The 14,393-nt window shown below is 42.4% G+C and carries 16 protein-coding genes and 1 pseudogene; 12 read left to right on the top strand and 5 right to left on the bottom strand.

What is annotated here, in order from left to right; genetic code table 11:
* The first annotated feature begins 47 nt into the window (after nucleotides 1–47).
* The 5 genes and pseudogenes from FAI40_00970 to FAI40_00950 all read left to right on the top strand — a co-directional run bounded on the left by FAI40_00970 (nucleotide 48) and on the right by FAI40_00950 (nucleotide 5,281).
* Nucleotides 48–1,019 (top strand): annotated as a pseudogene (locus tag FAI40_00970) (pyruvate dehydrogenase complex E1 component subunit beta).
* Between the two features lie 4 nt (nucleotides 1,020–1,023).
* Nucleotides 1,024–2,271: a pyruvate dehydrogenase complex dihydrolipoamide acetyltransferase gene (locus FAI40_00965; protein ID QCE34023.1), complete on the top strand. Its 1,248-nt coding sequence runs from the start codon at nucleotides 1,024–1,026 to the stop codon at nucleotides 2,269–2,271.
* A gap of 59 nt (nucleotides 2,272–2,330) precedes the next feature.
* Nucleotides 2,331–3,740 carry a dihydrolipoyl dehydrogenase gene (gene lpdA / locus FAI40_00960; GenBank protein QCE34022.1) on the top strand — a complete coding sequence of 470 codons (1,410 nt, stop codon included), beginning with the start codon at nucleotides 2,331–2,333 and terminating at the stop codon, nucleotides 3,738–3,740.
* 72 nt (nucleotides 3,741–3,812) lie between these two features.
* Nucleotides 3,813–4,784, top strand: coding sequence for a lipoyl synthase (lipA, locus tag FAI40_00955; GenBank protein ID QCE34021.1), 972 nt, complete (start codon nucleotides 3,813–3,815; stop codon nucleotides 4,782–4,784).
* Between the two features lie 59 nt (nucleotides 4,785–4,843).
* A complete protein-coding gene (locus FAI40_00950) occupies nucleotides 4,844–5,281 on the top strand; it encodes a type II toxin-antitoxin system RatA family toxin (GenBank protein ID QCE34020.1) in 438 nt (145 codons plus the stop codon).
* Nucleotides 5,282–5,333: 52 nt separating this feature from the next.
* Here FAI40_00950 and FAI40_00945 read toward each other — a convergent pair whose 3' ends face one another.
* Nucleotides 5,334–5,930: a TerC family protein gene (locus FAI40_00945; protein QCE34019.1), complete on the bottom strand. Its 597-nt coding sequence runs from the start codon at nucleotides 5,928–5,930 to the stop codon at nucleotides 5,334–5,336.
* Nucleotides 5,931–6,074: 144 nt separating this feature from the next.
* Between FAI40_00945 and FAI40_00940 the strand changes: the two genes are divergently transcribed.
* From FAI40_00940 to FAI40_00915, 6 genes are all read left to right on the top strand, one after another.
* Nucleotides 6,075–7,421 (top strand): adenylosuccinate lyase, encoded by a 1,347-nt coding sequence (locus FAI40_00940; protein ID QCE34018.1) that lies wholly within the window; start codon nucleotides 6,075–6,077, stop codon nucleotides 7,419–7,421.
* Between the two features lie 110 nt (nucleotides 7,422–7,531).
* A complete protein-coding gene (locus FAI40_00935; GenBank protein ID QCE34017.1) occupies nucleotides 7,532–8,269 on the top strand; it encodes a phosphoribosylaminoimidazolesuccinocarboxamide synthase in 738 nt (245 codons plus the stop codon).
* A 21-nt stretch (nucleotides 8,270–8,290) separates the two neighbouring features.
* The gene (locus FAI40_00930) at nucleotides 8,291–8,722 is read left to right on the top strand and encodes a hypothetical protein (GenBank protein ID QCE34016.1); all 432 of its coding nucleotides are present in this window, start codon (nucleotides 8,291–8,293) and stop codon (nucleotides 8,720–8,722) included.
* A 23-nt stretch (nucleotides 8,723–8,745) separates the two neighbouring features.
* Nucleotides 8,746–8,988: a BolA family transcriptional regulator gene (locus tag FAI40_00925; GenBank protein QCE34015.1), complete on the top strand. Its 243-nt coding sequence runs from the start codon at nucleotides 8,746–8,748 to the stop codon at nucleotides 8,986–8,988.
* A 33-nt stretch (nucleotides 8,989–9,021) separates the two neighbouring features.
* On the top strand, nucleotides 9,022–9,363 hold the full coding sequence (gene grxD / locus FAI40_00920; protein QCE34014.1) for a Grx4 family monothiol glutaredoxin: 342 nt from the start codon (nucleotides 9,022–9,024) through the stop codon (nucleotides 9,361–9,363).
* A gap of 12 nt (nucleotides 9,364–9,375) precedes the next feature.
* Nucleotides 9,376–9,726: a hypothetical protein gene (locus tag FAI40_00915; GenBank protein ID QCE34013.1), complete on the top strand. Its 351-nt coding sequence runs from the start codon at nucleotides 9,376–9,378 to the stop codon at nucleotides 9,724–9,726.
* A gap of 45 nt (nucleotides 9,727–9,771) precedes the next feature.
* Here the strand turns inward: FAI40_00915 and FAI40_00910 are convergent, their stop codons facing one another.
* The 3 genes from FAI40_00910 to FAI40_00900 all read right to left on the bottom strand — a co-directional run bounded on the left by FAI40_00910 (nucleotide 9,772) and on the right by FAI40_00900 (nucleotide 11,636).
* Nucleotides 9,772–10,197, bottom strand: coding sequence for a DUF91 domain-containing protein (locus FAI40_00910; GenBank protein QCE34012.1), 426 nt, complete (start codon nucleotides 10,195–10,197; stop codon nucleotides 9,772–9,774).
* A 12-nt stretch (nucleotides 10,198–10,209) separates the two neighbouring features.
* Nucleotides 10,210–11,211 (bottom strand): porphobilinogen synthase, encoded by a 1,002-nt coding sequence (hemB, locus tag FAI40_00905; protein QCE34011.1) that lies wholly within the window; start codon nucleotides 11,209–11,211, stop codon nucleotides 10,210–10,212.
* An 89-nt stretch (nucleotides 11,212–11,300) separates the two neighbouring features.
* Nucleotides 11,301–11,636 (bottom strand): hypothetical protein, encoded by a 336-nt coding sequence (locus FAI40_00900; GenBank protein ID QCE34010.1) that lies wholly within the window; start codon nucleotides 11,634–11,636, stop codon nucleotides 11,301–11,303.
* A 203-nt stretch (nucleotides 11,637–11,839) separates the two neighbouring features.
* On the opposite strand from FAI40_00900, the gene FAI40_00895 reads away from it, so the two are divergent.
* The gene (locus FAI40_00895) at nucleotides 11,840–13,132 is read left to right on the top strand and encodes a serine hydroxymethyltransferase (protein ID QCE34009.1); all 1,293 of its coding nucleotides are present in this window, start codon (nucleotides 11,840–11,842) and stop codon (nucleotides 13,130–13,132) included.
* A 27-nt stretch (nucleotides 13,133–13,159) separates the two neighbouring features.
* Here FAI40_00895 and FAI40_00890 read toward each other — a convergent pair whose 3' ends face one another.
* Entirely contained in the window at nucleotides 13,160–14,380 is a 1,221-nt protein-coding gene (locus FAI40_00890) for a DEAD/DEAH box helicase (protein ID QCE34008.1), read from the bottom strand.
* Nucleotides 14,381–14,393 lie beyond the last annotated feature (13 nt).

Here is a 14,393-nt window from a genome sequence, read left to right as displayed (position 1 = left end):
AAGCAGTAACAAATGGTTCAGAAGAACTTCCAGCAGGTAAAGTGATGATTACAGTACGGGATGCTTTGCGTGATGCAATGGCAGCTGAAATGCGCCGTGATAAGGATGTTTTTTTGTTAGGTGAAGAGGTTGCTGAATACCAAGGTGCCTATAAAGTAAGCCGTGGACTTTTGGAGGAATTTGGAGATAGGCGTGTGTTTGATACGCCGATAACAGAACATGGTTTTACAGGTATGGCTGTTGGTGCCGCTATGACAGGTTTAAAACCGATTGTTGAGTTCATGACGATGAACTTTTCAATGCAGGCCATGGATCAGATTATCAATTCTGCGGCAAAAACGCGTTATATGTCAGGTGGGCAGATCTCATGCCCAATCGTTTTTCGTGGGCCTAATGGTGCGGCTGCGCGCGTAGGCGCTCAGCATTCTCAATGTTTTGCAAGCTGGTATGCTCATATTCCAGGGTTAAAAGTCATTGCGCCGTGGTCTGCTGAAGATGCTAAGGGACTCCTTCGTGCGGCTATCAGAGATCCCAATCCTGTTGTTTTTCTTGAAAATGAAATTCTTTACGGGAAAAGTTTTCCAATTCCTGAAGATGAGGATTTTATTTTACCAATTGGAAAAGCAAAAATTGAAAGAGAAGGTAAAGACGTTACGATTGTCGCATATTCGATTGCCGTTTCTTGGGCTTTAGAAGCAGCTGAGATTCTTGCAAAAGAAGGGATTGATGCTGAAGTTATTAATTTACGTACGTTGCGCCCACTCGATACAGAAACCATTTTAAAAAGTATCCGAAAAACGGCTCATGTTGTGACAGTCGAAGAGGGCTGGCCATTTGCGGGAATTGGTTCGGAAATTAGTGCCTTGGCATGTGATGAGGTTTTTGATTGGCTTGATGCGCCACCTGTTCGTGTCACAGGAAAAGACGTTCCTTTGCCGTATGCGGCAAACTTAGAAAAATTGGCCCTTCCAACGGTTGAAGAGCTCGTTGCAGCTGTTAAAGCTCAGATAAAAGGATAAAATAATGGCACATGAAATTCTTTTGCCAGCGCTTTCACCAACGATGACAGTAGGTAATTTGACGCGCTGGTTGAAAAAAGAGGGGGACCGTATTGAGATCGGCGATATTGTTGCCGAGATTGAAACCGATAAAGCGGTCATGGAGGTTGAAGCCCTCGAAGAAGGGATTCTTGGTAAAATTCTTGTTGCCGAAGGAACAGAAGAGGTCGCGATTAAAACACCGATTGCGATCGTCATCGAAGAAGGTGAAGAAATTCCAGAAGCATCTTCTCTTGCAGTGGCAAAAGCGCCAGCAGTTGAAAAGTTAGAAGAAAAAAAATTTTCTTCTGTTTCAAAAGAACAGGCTGTTTCGCAACAGGTTGAAGTAAAAGACCGTATTTTTGCATCGCCCTTAGCAAGACGTATTGCGAAGGAAAAGGACGTTGCGCTTTCTGATTTAAGCGGGACAGGGCCAAATGGCCGTATCGTGCGCCGTGATGTTGAGACGCATTTGAAATCTGCACAAGCACCAAAACATTCCCCTAAAGCACAGATACAGACAGCGCCTTCTTTTGCTTCTTTGGAAGACGATATGGTGCCACATTCCTTAATGCGAAAGGTTATCGCACGTCGTTTGGTCGCTTCGAAACAGGATGCGCCTCATTTCTATGTTTTTGCAGATATTGAGCTTGATAAGCTCATGGCGCTTAGAAAAGAACTCAACCTTATGGGAGAGGAAGAGGGCTTTAAAATTTCTGTTAATGATATGATTATTAAAGCGGCAGCCCTCGCTTTGAAAAAAGAGCCTGGTATGAATGTGGTTTTCGAAGAAAATCATATGCGGCGTTTAGGTAATGTTGATATTTCTGTCGTTGTCTCCGTAACAGATGGTTTAATTACACCGATTATTCGTCAGGCAGATAAGAAATCTCTTCGTCAAATTAGCGCAGAAGTCAAAGATCTTGTTGCTCGCGCTCGTGTCAGCAAGCTTTCTTTTGAAGAATATCAAGGCGGCGGCTTTTCTATTTCAAATCTTGGTATGTTCGGCGTGAAGCAGTTTACATCCATTATCAACCCACCACAGGCAGGTATTTTAGCAGTAGGTGCAGGCCAGAAATGTCCTGTTGTAAAAGAGGATGGACAGCTAGGTGTTGCTACGGTGATGTCTGTCAGTGTTGCCGTTGATCATAGGGCTGTTGATGGCGCTGTCGCGGCACAATGGCTGAATGTCTTTAAAAAATTCTTAGAGAATCCGCATTCTTTGGTTCTTTAATATTTAGCTAAATGGATTGCTGGGGAGATTTTTCTCCCCTCTGGACTGAGGGATAAAAGATGCAAGATTTTTTTGATATTTTGGTTATTGGTGGTGGCCCTGGCGGGTATGTCGCTGCGTTGAGAGCAGCACAACTTGGCATGAAGGTTGGATTGGTCGAACGTGCAGAGTTAGGGGGAGTCTGTTTAAATTGGGGGTGTATTCCAACAAAAACACTTCTGCGTTCGGGAAGTCTTTACCGTCAATTATTTGCATTAGAAGAGTTTGGGATTTCTGTTGAAAAACCAGATTTTGATTTAGCTAAAATTGTCGCACGCTCCAGAGGTGTTGCTAACCGGATGGAAAACGGAATTAAAGGGCTTTTACGTAAAGGTAAAATTGAAGTTTTCGATGGAGAAGCAAAGCTTTTGGGTAGAAAAGCAGAGCTTCAACATGTGAGCGTCATTAAAAATGCAGATAAAGAAACAATAGAAATTAAGGCATCTCACGTTGTTTTAGCGACAGGTGCACGAGCGAGATATCTTTCAGGCCTAGAGCCAGATGGAAAGTTAATTTGGGGTGCACGCGAGGCAATGACACCAAAATCTTTCCCTAAACAACTTCTTGTTGCCGGTGCTGGGGCTATCGGGATTGAATTTGCTTCTTTCTATCGGGATCTCGGAGCCGATGTGACAATTATTGAGGCGCTTGATCAAATTCTTCCGAATGAAGATGAAGAGGTTGTTAAGGTTCTTCAACGTGAGCTTGAGAAACGTGGGATTAAAATTCAGACAGGGACGCGCATTGAATCTGTTGAAAAGCATGAAGACAGCTTAACAGTCAAAGCACTCGCAAATGGTAAGCCTGTGGCATTGGAGGCGGATCGTTTGATTATGGCGATTGGTGTTCAAGGCAATATCGAAAATATCGGCTTGGAGAACACTTCTGTTCAGACAGATCGTAGTTTTGTTCAAGTAGATGAATTTGGCTGCACAAATGAACCAGGAATCTATGCGATTGGTGATTTATCAGGGCCACCCTGTTTAGCGCATAAGGCAAGCCGTGAAGCTGTTATTACGGTGGAAAAAATTGCTGGACGTATGCCACAGATACTTGAAAAAACAAACATTCCAGGATGTATCTATTCAACGCCACAAGTTGCTTCTATTGGCTTAACTGAAAAGGCTGCGAAAGAGGCTGGATACCATCTTAACGTTGGACGTTTCCCATTCCTTGCAAACGGGAAAGCGGTTGCAATGGGAGAGACCGAAGGCATGGTGAAAGTCATTTATGATGAGGCTACCGGAGAGTTGCTTGGCGCACATATGATTGGTGCTGAAGTGACCGAAATGATTCAAGGTTTTTGCTTGATGAAAACAGGGGAGTTAACAGAAGCAGAAGCATCATCAACTGTTTTCCCTCATCCAACAATGTCCGAAGCAATGCTGGAAGCCACCCTTGGTTCAATGGGTGAAGCGCTCCATATTTAAAAAACTATTCTCTAGCTCTCTGCAAGGGGAGCTAGAGAAAGACAAAAGAGAAGTCAAAGTTAGGTTTTTCGCATGACACGGCGTATTATAGTGCGGCATGATGGCAAGCAAGAAAAAGTTCGTCATCCAGAAAAGATGCGTAATCCTTTACAACCCTCTCCTAAAAAGCCAGATTGGCTCAGGGTTCGTGCGCCGGTTGGCGCAGGATACGAGCGTCTCGTTAAAGATATGCGTAAGCGCACTCTCTCAACCGTTTGCGAAGAGGCGGCTTGTCCTAATATTGGTGAATGTTGGAATTCTGGGCAGGCAACGTTCATGATTATGGGGGAGATCTGCACAAGAGCTTGTGCTTTTTGCAATGTTATTACAGGCAAACCTCTGCCTTTAAATGAAAAAGAGCCAGAAGAAGTTGCCAAAATGACGGCTGAGATGAAGCTTAGCCATGTTGTTATTACTTCGGTTGATAGGGATGATCTGCCAGATGGTGGGGCAAGGCATTTTGCAGAGGTTATTGAGGCCGTTAGAAAAATTAGCCCTCAGACAACAATTGAAGTGCTGACGCCAGATTTTTTGCGAAAAGAAGGCGCTTTGGAGAGTCTCATGGAGGCTTCTCCAGATGTTTTTAACCATAATATTGAGTGCGTTCCGAGGTTATATCCTTCTATTCGGCCTGGAGCGCGATATTACCATTCTTTAAGGGTGCTTCAAAAAGCCAAGGAATTGAATCCTTCCGTTTTTACAAAATCTGGGATTATGGTCGGTTTGGGTGAAAATGATGAGGAAATTTCTCAAATTTTAGATGATATGCGTTGTGCTGATGTTGATTTTTTAACAATGGGGCAATATTTGCAGCCAACTTTACGCCATGCGCCTGTAAAAGAGTTTAAAACGCCAGAATGGTTTGAGAAACAGGCTTTAATCGCAAAAAGAAAGGGCTTTTTATTGGCAAGCTGCTCTCCTTTGACAAGATCCTCGTATCATGCTGGAAAAGATTTTGCACAGTTGCAAAAAGAACGTCAGGAGCGCATTTTAAGCCGAAGATAGCGATAAGAGGCTTTTAGAGCTCTTTAATTGAGTTTTTATTTTGATAAGAAAGTAAAATAATGGCAACGGTAAAAGAAAGTAAGGTTATCCCATATAGTGTTGAGGAGTTTTTTGCACTTATTGCAGATGTTGCGGCTTATCCAGATTTTTTGCCTTGGTGTCTTGAATCAACTGTAAAACCTATTAAAGAAAATGAATTTCTTGGAAAAATGACGGTGGGGAGTGGCTTTTTAAAGGAATCTTATGAAAGTCATGTTTATCTCTTTCCAAATGAAAGTGTTCTTTCGATATCTCAAGATGGCCCATTTAAAAATTTGAGAAGTGAATGGAAACTAAAGCCTCTTCCTGAGGGAGGGTGTTTTGTTGAGTGTCAGGTAGATTTTGAATTTCGTTCTATTATTCTAGGAAAAATGGCTGGTGGTTTGTTTGCTGAAAATAGCCGTAAGATGATAGATGCTTTTTTAAACAGAGCTGAAGAAAAATACGGTAAGAGATAAATCAATCTGTCTACTCAAAAGCCCTTCATTTTGAAGGGCTTTTTTTATTTTCTCATAAGAAGTAGTTCATTAACAGAGGAACAGACCGCCAGAGAAGCTGGATTGCTATATTTGCAATCAATAAGAGTGCGCCCCAGCCAAGCCATGGATAGCGATCTAAAATTTTCGCGATTAATTCAGCGCCAACAGCCATCAGCAAAACGCTAACCGCTAGGCCAATGGTTAAGATAATGGGGTGTCCTTCAGCAGCTCCTGAAACACCAATGACATTATCAATACTCATGGATAGATCGGCAATAACGATTTTAAGAATAGCATCTAGAACGTTATCCGAATCAGGAATCTCATCGCTGTCATCTTGTTTCTTTATGAGATCGCGTCCAATGCCCCAACAAATCCAAATAAGGGCAATCCCTCCTAAAAAAGAAACGATTGGATAGGTTAGAAGTTCAATCGCAATGAGGGCTAGGCAAATTCGCAGAATAGCGCCTAGACCAATTCCCGCATAAATAGCAGGACGTCTTTGCCCTTCAGGAAGAGCCTTCACAGCCATTCCAATAACAATAGCATTGTCTCCAGCCAAAGATAAATCTAAGAGCAGAACCTCTGCGACAAGGATTAAATTATGTAAAATTTGAGCGTGATCCACAGAATTGACTGACTTGTTATGAGTAAAATGTAATAATGGCTTTCTATATATTCTTTAGCTGTTTATCTCTTTATTATCCATTGTAAGAAGTGTCTTTGTAAAATTTAAGCAATTTTTATTTTTAAAAGAAAGTTATTTTTTTAAATGATTCCACGTTACACCCGCCCAGAAATGTCAAAAATTTGGTCAGACGAAAGCCGTTTTGCAATTTGGTTTGAAATCGAAGCACTTGTTTGTGAGGCAATGGCTGAGCGTAAACGGATTCCAATGGAAGCAGCGCTTGCTGTGCGTCAAAAAGGGCAAGAGGCAATCCAAAAATTTAGCAATGAGGATCTGCAAGAAATTGCCGAAATTGAACGGGAAACGCGGCATGATGTTATTGCATTTTTGACATGGCTAGGCCGACGGGTTGGTGAAAATAGCCGTTTTGTTCATTTGGGCTTAACTTCTTCTGATATTTTAGATACGACTCTTTCGGTTCAATTAACAAGAGCTACGGATTTGCTTTTGAAGGATATTGAGGCGCTGTTAGAAGCACTGCGCCTAAGAGCCGAAGAACATAAATATACAAAGACAATTGGGCGCAGCCATGGAATTCATGCAGAGCCAACGACATTTGGCCTCAAATTGGCAGGATATTATGCGGAATTTAAGCGCAATCGTGACCGCTTGATACAAGCGCGTAAGGAAATCTCTGTTTGTGCCATCTCTGGAGCTGTTGGGACATACGCCCATATCGGAACAGAGATTGAAAAACTGGTAGCAAAACGTCTTTCTCTACAGCCTGAGACGGTCTCAACGCAGATCATTCCAAGAGATCGCCATGCGGCATTTTTTTGCACGTTAGGCGTTATCGCTTCTTCAATTGAGCGTTTGGCGGTGGAAGTTCGCCACTTGCAACGCTCTGAGGTTTCGGAAGCAGAAGAGTTTTTTCATAAAGGACAAAAGGGAAGCTCTGCAATGCCGCATAAACGTAACCCTGTCTTGTCAGAAAATTTAACAGGATTGGCACGTTTGGTACGCTCAACGGTGACGCCTGCTCTTGAAGATGTTGTCCTGTGGCATGAAAGGGATATTAGTCATTCCTCTGTTGAGAGAAATATTTGTCCCGATGCGACACAAGCGCTAGATTTTGCCTTGGTTCGCGTGGCGTCTGTAATTAAAAAGTTACAAATTTATCCTGAAAAAATGTTTGTAAATTTAGAGAGTCAAGGCGGGCTTTATCATTCTGGGCAGGCGCTTTTAGCCTTAGCAGAAAGTGGTCTTTCTCGTGAAGATGCTTATAAAATTGTACAAGAGGCTGCAATGGAAACGTGGAATGGCTTAGGAGGACAAAAGTCCTCTTTGGATCAATTATCCAATCGTTTTGAAACACGCTTAAAAAAACATCCTCAATTACAGTCTGACAGATTTCAGAAAGCCTTAGAAAACGTTTTTTCCTCAGAGGCGCATTACAAAGCCGTAGATGAAATTTTTAATCGTCTTTTTTAGTTGCTGTTTCGCATCGTTTTCCTAAAGAGAGGTGATATAGTCTTCGCCTCTCTATGTTTATAGATATTTTTTCTCTAGAGTGTCTCTTCAAAAATAGATAGGAGGATTGGGTGAGTCCAATTTTGAGACGGCGCCCTGTATTTGAGGGAAACGGTAAGATTTTATTTGCTGGCCCTGAACCAGGCACATTGATTCAATATTTTAAAGATGAATTTCCATCCAAAGATGCCGTTGGGGAAGAGGTTATTTCGGGACGTGGCGTTATCAACAATCGTCTAAGTGAGTTTTTAATGTCTGGTTTACAGCGCATGGGTGTTGATAATCAATTCATTAAGCGCTTGAATATGCGAGAGCAGCTTATTCAAGAAACAGAAGCTATTCCTTTAGAAATTAAAATTAGAAACATGGCTTATGGCGCCTTCGCCAAGCATTTTAATCTTCTTGAAGGGGCATTTTTACCAAGAGCCTTGGTCGAATATCGCTATCTTTCAGAAGATGGAGAAAGTGTTTTGGTAAATGAGGAGCATCTATCGCTTTTTGATTGGATTTGTCCGCATGAGCTTGAAGATATGAAGTTGATGGCATTGAGGGCAAATTATTTTTTATCTGGTGTTTTTTTTGCTGAGGGAATTAATTTGGCAGCGGTGCGTTTTCGTTTTGGAAGGCTATGGGACGAGGAGGATTTTTCACTGGTGATTGCCGATGAGATTTCTGCTGATAATTGTGACTTGGTGATGGGGGAAAATCTTTTTTACCAAAACCGATCGGAAGCCTATTATCAGGCTGTTGCAAATAGATTAAACTTGTTTTCTTCAGCATTTTCTCCTTTAAAAGGAGGAAGTTGTTAGGTTTATTGAGGTAAAGATTGTATGAAGTTTTCAATTAAAAAGTCTGTTCTTTTAGCAAGTTTGCTACCAGCAGCCTGTTTTTTCTTTTCCTCTCCACAGGCCTCTGCGCAGCGTATTTCAAAAATAAATGGTGAAACGCTGAATCATTTGTGCAGTACGCCAAAGCAGTTTCCTATTTGCGATGCTTATCTATCGGGTGTCGCAGATAGCGAGGTTTGGGCTGCGAAATATGATGAAAAAGTGACGCGTCAAGCTGTCCCTGAGGCTTTTTGCGTTCCACCGGCACAAAGCCTTGGGCAGATGAGGGGCTTGGTGTCCGCATGGTTAAAAGCCCACCCTGAAACGGGTAAGGCACCTGCTGGCAAAGCCGTTTATCTTGCGCTTCATGGGAGTTATCCATGTCAGGGGGCAGCGGCTGAGAAACCAGAAACAGAAGCCCAAAAAGCACAATAATTTTAAATGGGGGGATTATTTTCATGGCAATGCATGAAGATGAAATTGTAAGAATGATTAAAGCCGCTTTGCCTGATGCCGAGGTTCTGATTCGGGATTTGGCTGGCGATGGGGATCATTATAGCTGTGAAGTGTGCAGTTCGGCGTTCAAGGGAAAGAGTCGAATTGCGCAACACCAGCTTGTTTATGCTGCTCTAGATGGAAAAATGGGAGGAGAGTTACATGCGATGGCATTGAAGACCTATCTCCCACCAGAAGAAGCGTAAGTTTATTAAATTTAAAACGAATTAAGGTATTATATGTCAAACGTTGCTTTCCCTGTTATTGAGAAACTGATTTCGGAAAATCCTGTTATGCTTTTTATGAAAGGCTCTAAGAATTTTCCACAATGTGGATTTTCTTCTAAAGTCGTACAAATCCTATTGCGTTTAGGTGTTGAATTTGAGACATTCAACGTACTCGAAGACGATGCGATCCGGCAGGGAATCAAAGATTTTACGAATTGGCCAACGATTCCACAGCTTTATGTTAAAGGTGAGTTCGTCGGTGGGTGTGATATTCTGATTGAGATGTATCAGAACGGGGAGCTCAAAACGCTTTTAGAGGAGAAAGGAATCTCTCTTAATCCTTCTGAAGCTTAAAAGGATTTTGTTATGCTGAAGAGATCTGTTCTATCTTTCCTCTTAATTTCTGCAATTGGCGGCAGTACGGCTCTTATGTGTGGGACGTCTGCTTTCGCAGCTCGGATTTTGGATAAATCAGAAGCTGAAAAATTAACATTTTCGGCTTTGATTAGCGATTCTGTTCAGGTCTACTATGCACCTAAAAAGGCTTCTTCTTTTAAAGCTTCCAAAACGCCTAAACGTTCTTTCAAACCTGCAGGCATTCATCAGGTTGCATATCACCCTAAGAAATTAGGGCACTCGGCAACGATTAAGCGGGCTGTCTATCGTAAGAGTGGGTCTCATTTACTTAATCAGCTTGATAATTTGCGTCGGGGTTGATTTCAGTCTTTATAGAAAGTCCTTCTAATATTAGAAGGACTTTTTTTAGATTTCATATTCGTGAATAATATTTGGAACATGACAAAAAGTGCCCTCATTATTAAAGGCGATGAGATCAAAACGTATATTTTCACGTTCCCATGATGGATTTTGTGCAAGTCCGATTTTCAAGGCATTCGCAATTCGACGACATTGACGTGGCCGCAATGCAAGCTTTCCTTCGTCGAGTGTCTTGCGTTTCTTTACTTCCACCGCAATGAGGAGTTTTGAATTCGCAACGAGGAGATCAATTTCTCCAAGATTCGTTTTAAAACGCCGTGCAAGAATTTTAAATCCCATTTTTTTCAAAAGTGTCTCGGCTTTTATCTCGGCTTCGATTCCAGCATCATAAGCATCTCTTCTATTTTGAACTTGAAAAGAAGAAGGATGGGGTACTTTTTTGGAAAAAAAGCGAGATAAAAAACCGAACATGACAAGCTCTTTCTATTTTTGAAGGAGACGGGCGGCTTCAGGTGCAAAATAAGTTAAAATACCGTTACAGCCTGCACGTTTAAACGCAAGCAGGCTTTCAAGGATAGATTTTTCTCGGTTAAGCCAGCCATTTTCAAAAGCGGCAGCCAGCATGGCATATTCTCCAGAAACTTGATAGGCAAAGAGGGGCACATTGAAATTGTCCCGAACACGCCGAATAATGTCCAAATAAGGCATACCAGGTTTTACCATGATCATATCTGCACCTTCTTGCAGATCAAAACCAACTTCCCGTAAGGCTTCGTCCGAGTTTGCAGAATCCATTTGATAGGTTTCTTTTCCACTGCAAAGTCTGTTGCCTGCACCGACAGCCTGACGGAATGGCCCATAAAAAGCAGAGGCATATTTGGCCGCATAAGACATGATACAGGTTAGCTCTAATCCTGCTTCGTCTAAGCCTTTGCGGATTGCACCGATACGGCCATCCATCATGTCAGAGGGGGCAATGATATCCATCCCCGCTTTCGCTTGGTTAATAGATTGCTTGATAAGAATTTCGACTGTTTCGTCATTTTGGATATAGCCATCTCTAACGATTCCATCATGGCCATGAGAAGTATAGGGATCTAGGGCGACATCTCCGATAAGCGTGAGATCAGGACAAGCGTCTTTCAGCGCTCTTGTTGCTTGGCAAACAAGATTGTCTGGATTGAGCGATTCAGATCCTTTTTCATCAAGTAAGTGCGCCGGTGTTGCTGGGAAGAGGGCTATCGTGGAAACGCCAAGAGAAATTGCCTCTTTCGCTGCGGCTACGGCAAGATCTATGGAAAGGCGGTTCACACCCGGCATTGACGGGACGGCTGTTTTCTCTGCTTTACCTTCAGTGATGAAAATAGGCCAAATGAGGTCTTTTGGGCTCAAATGATTTTCCGACACCATCGCCCGAATGGAAGGGTTTTGACGTGTTCGACGTGGGCGGGAAAGGGGGAAGGAAGGAGAGTAGGAAAGTGCCATAAGAAAAACTCACGATTATTTTGTGTAAAGCTCAACAGAGACCTTTAATGAGCCTTTTTTCTTATAGCTTAAGTTTAAAAGTTTATAAATTAATATCGCCCAGCTGCTAATCCATTACCAATTGCTATTCCTTGCATGCTTAAACCATTTTCAATAGCTAAACCCTGATTTTGAATTGCTAGGCTTCTATTTAGTGAATTCATATTTTGCTGTGCTTGTTCGTGAGCCATAGCTTCTCTTTGCAAAGCAACCTGAACTTCCATTGCTGTTAAGGCAGGTCTATTGCCAGTAAATTGTTTTTTTGAATTAAAACAGGAAATTGTTTGAGGATTATTTGAGCTATATGTACTATAACGAACGCAATTGGGTCCTCCCACGTAAAAGAAATTTCCGTTTACGCCTTGTACATGATCAGAAAGAAACATGTCGCAGGATGTTAGAGATAGAAATAAAAAGGTCGCTTGACAGCATTTTTTTGCTTTCACAGAAATATTTCCAAATTAAGAGTTGACGATGTTAAGCTATTTTTGGAGATATTTTATCGTAGATCGTAGCAAGGAGCGGTGGATTTTAAATATTCAACTCTCTGCTTTGGCTAGGACTATTATTTTAAAGGATAAATTGATTCATGCCTCATTCCTCCCATCTTGATTGTCAAACATTTTTTGAAGGTTCTTTGAGGGCAGAGGATTCCGAATTAAGCGATATTATTTTGCAGGAACTGTACCGTCAGCAGGACGGCATTGAGCTGATTGCTTCGGAAAATATGGTTTCTAGGGCTGTATTAGAGGCGCAAGGATCTGTTTTTACCAATAAATATGCCGAAGGACTGCCAGAGAGACGTTATTATGGCGGTTGCGAATGTGCGGATCTGTTAGAAAATTTAGCAAGAGAACGTCTCAAGAAACTGTTTAAGGCTGGTTATGTGAATGTTCAGCCGCATTGCGGTTCTGCTGCGAATATGGCCGCTTACATGGTTACCCTGAATCCAGGGGAGAAGGTTTTGGGAATGTCTTTGCCAGCAGGGGGGCATCTTACCCATGGGGCTAAACCCAATTTCTCAGGAAAATGGTTTGAGGCCGTGAGTTACGGCGTTAAGAAGGAAGACGGCACACTTGATTATGATGAGATGGAAGAAAAGGCTCGAACAGAGCGCCCTAAGCTGATTATCGCAGGCGGGTCAGCTTATGCACGCATTATTGATTTTAAACGCTTCCGTAAAATTGCAGATGAGGTAGGCGCTTTTTTCATGGTGGATATGGCGCATTTTGCAGGCTTAGTCGCCGCAGGGCTTTATCCTAATCCATTGGAATATGCCGATATTGTGACCTCCACAACGCATAAGACCTTACGGGGTGCGAGGGGCGGAATTATTTTGACCAATCATGCGGATATTGCAAAAAAGATGAATTCGGCTGTTTTCCCAGGGTTACAAGGTGGTCCTTTGCTTCAAGCCATTGCTGGCAAAGCGGCAACTTTTGGAGAGGCGTTAAAGCCCTCTTTCGGAGCGTATCAGAAACAGGTTTTGGCAAATGCGAATGCTTTGGCTGAAGGTTTATCGCAGGCAGGCTTTGATCTCGTAACAGGTGGAACAGATACCCATCTTTTACTTGTTGATTTACGCCCTAAAGACATTACAGGAAAAGAGGCTGAAGAACTTCTTGGCCGTGCAGGGTTAACGGTTAATAAAAATGCTATTCCGTTTGATCCTCAAAAACCTATGGTGACGTCTGGGGTTCGTTTGGGAAGTCCTGCGGCCACGACAAGGGGATTCGGAACCACAGAATTTAAACAGATTGCTCATTGGATTGATGAGGTTTTAACGCAAGGACGCCATAAATCTTCTGTGGTGGAAAAAGTCCGTAGAGAGGTTTCTGATCTCACACGCAAATTTCCAATTTACAGCAGGCCTTGGGGATAAAAATTTCTGAAATAAAGATGAAGAAGCTTAATTTGCAAGCTTCTTCATTTCTTTTGAGAATTGTGCAGGTGTGATTGCACGGATATGTTGTCCGAGTTTGCGTTCCAGTTCGAGTAAAATTTTACGGTCTTCTGGGGCGATAAAAGAAATGCTTTCGCCCCTTTTGCCGGCACGTCCTGTACGGCCAATGCGGTGGATATAGGCATCTGTTGTTTTTGGAAGATCGTAATTGAGAATGAGGGTGACTTTTGAAAGATTAAGTCCTCTTGCGGTCACATCTGTGGTGATAAGCCAATGCGATTTCCCTTCTTCAAAAGTGCGCATTGCGCTTTTGCGCTGACCTTCCGTTAGCCCCCCATGTAGAAGAACAGGCTGAGCGTTTTGCGGTGCGATTTTACGGAGTTCTTTAAATAAGAGTTCGGTTTCTTTTCGTGTGTTTGCAAAAAGGACTGTTCCTTTGGGAAGTTGGCTTTGCTCTGCCTGCGTCAGAATAAGGGGAAGCTTTTCTTTGATACTCCCTAAGATAACGGCCTGTTGGCGGATTGGCGGCAGTTTTTTTTCAGGATTTGCGTCTTGGAGTGTGAAAAGGGGCATTTCTCCAAAGCAATTTTTGATTTCCTGCTTAATTTCAGGTGCAAAAGTAGCTGAAATAAGAAAAAGCGAGATATTTTCAGGGAAAAAACTGTTTAGAAGATGCGTCTCTTCGATAAATTCAGGTGAGAAAAGGCGGTCAGCCTCATCAAAGGCCACGAAAGAGAGGCGTGTGCTAGGAATAATGCCTTTTTCTAAAAGGGTTAAAATACGTCCTGGCGTTGCGACAATAATATCTGCATCAGCAGGCGAAAAATCTTCTGGATCATGACTGCCTGCAAAGGAAATAAGCACGTTAAAATTCAACTCTTTACAGAGTTTTTTTAACATTGCACCTGTTTGGCGAACCAGTTCTCTTGTGGGGGAAATAATAAGAAATAATGGAGCATCCCCCTGATACGCTTGGAAATCCTGCGTATAAAAATGGAGGAGATGTTCAATGCCAGGTAAGAGAAAGGTAAGGGTTTTACCTGTTCCTGTTGGTGCTTGGAGTAAAGCACGGGAATTTTTTAAAAGAGAAGGAAGCAGTTTTGCTTGTGTTTTGGAAGGGCGTTCAAATTTATTTTTTTCCAAAATCTCTATAAGAGTGGGAGAAAGGTTAAAGCCTCTGAAGGAGGAGGGGCCGTTATCGTTTTTTTGAGCGTTTTGTTCAGTCATAAATTCGAAGATG

The sequence above is a fragment of the Acetobacteraceae bacterium genome, assembly GCA_004843345.1.
Lineage (GTDB): Bacteria > Pseudomonadota > Alphaproteobacteria > Acetobacterales > Acetobacteraceae.
The sequence above is the reverse complement of the archived record's forward strand: the minus strand, read 5'-3'. Positions and strand labels throughout refer to the sequence as shown.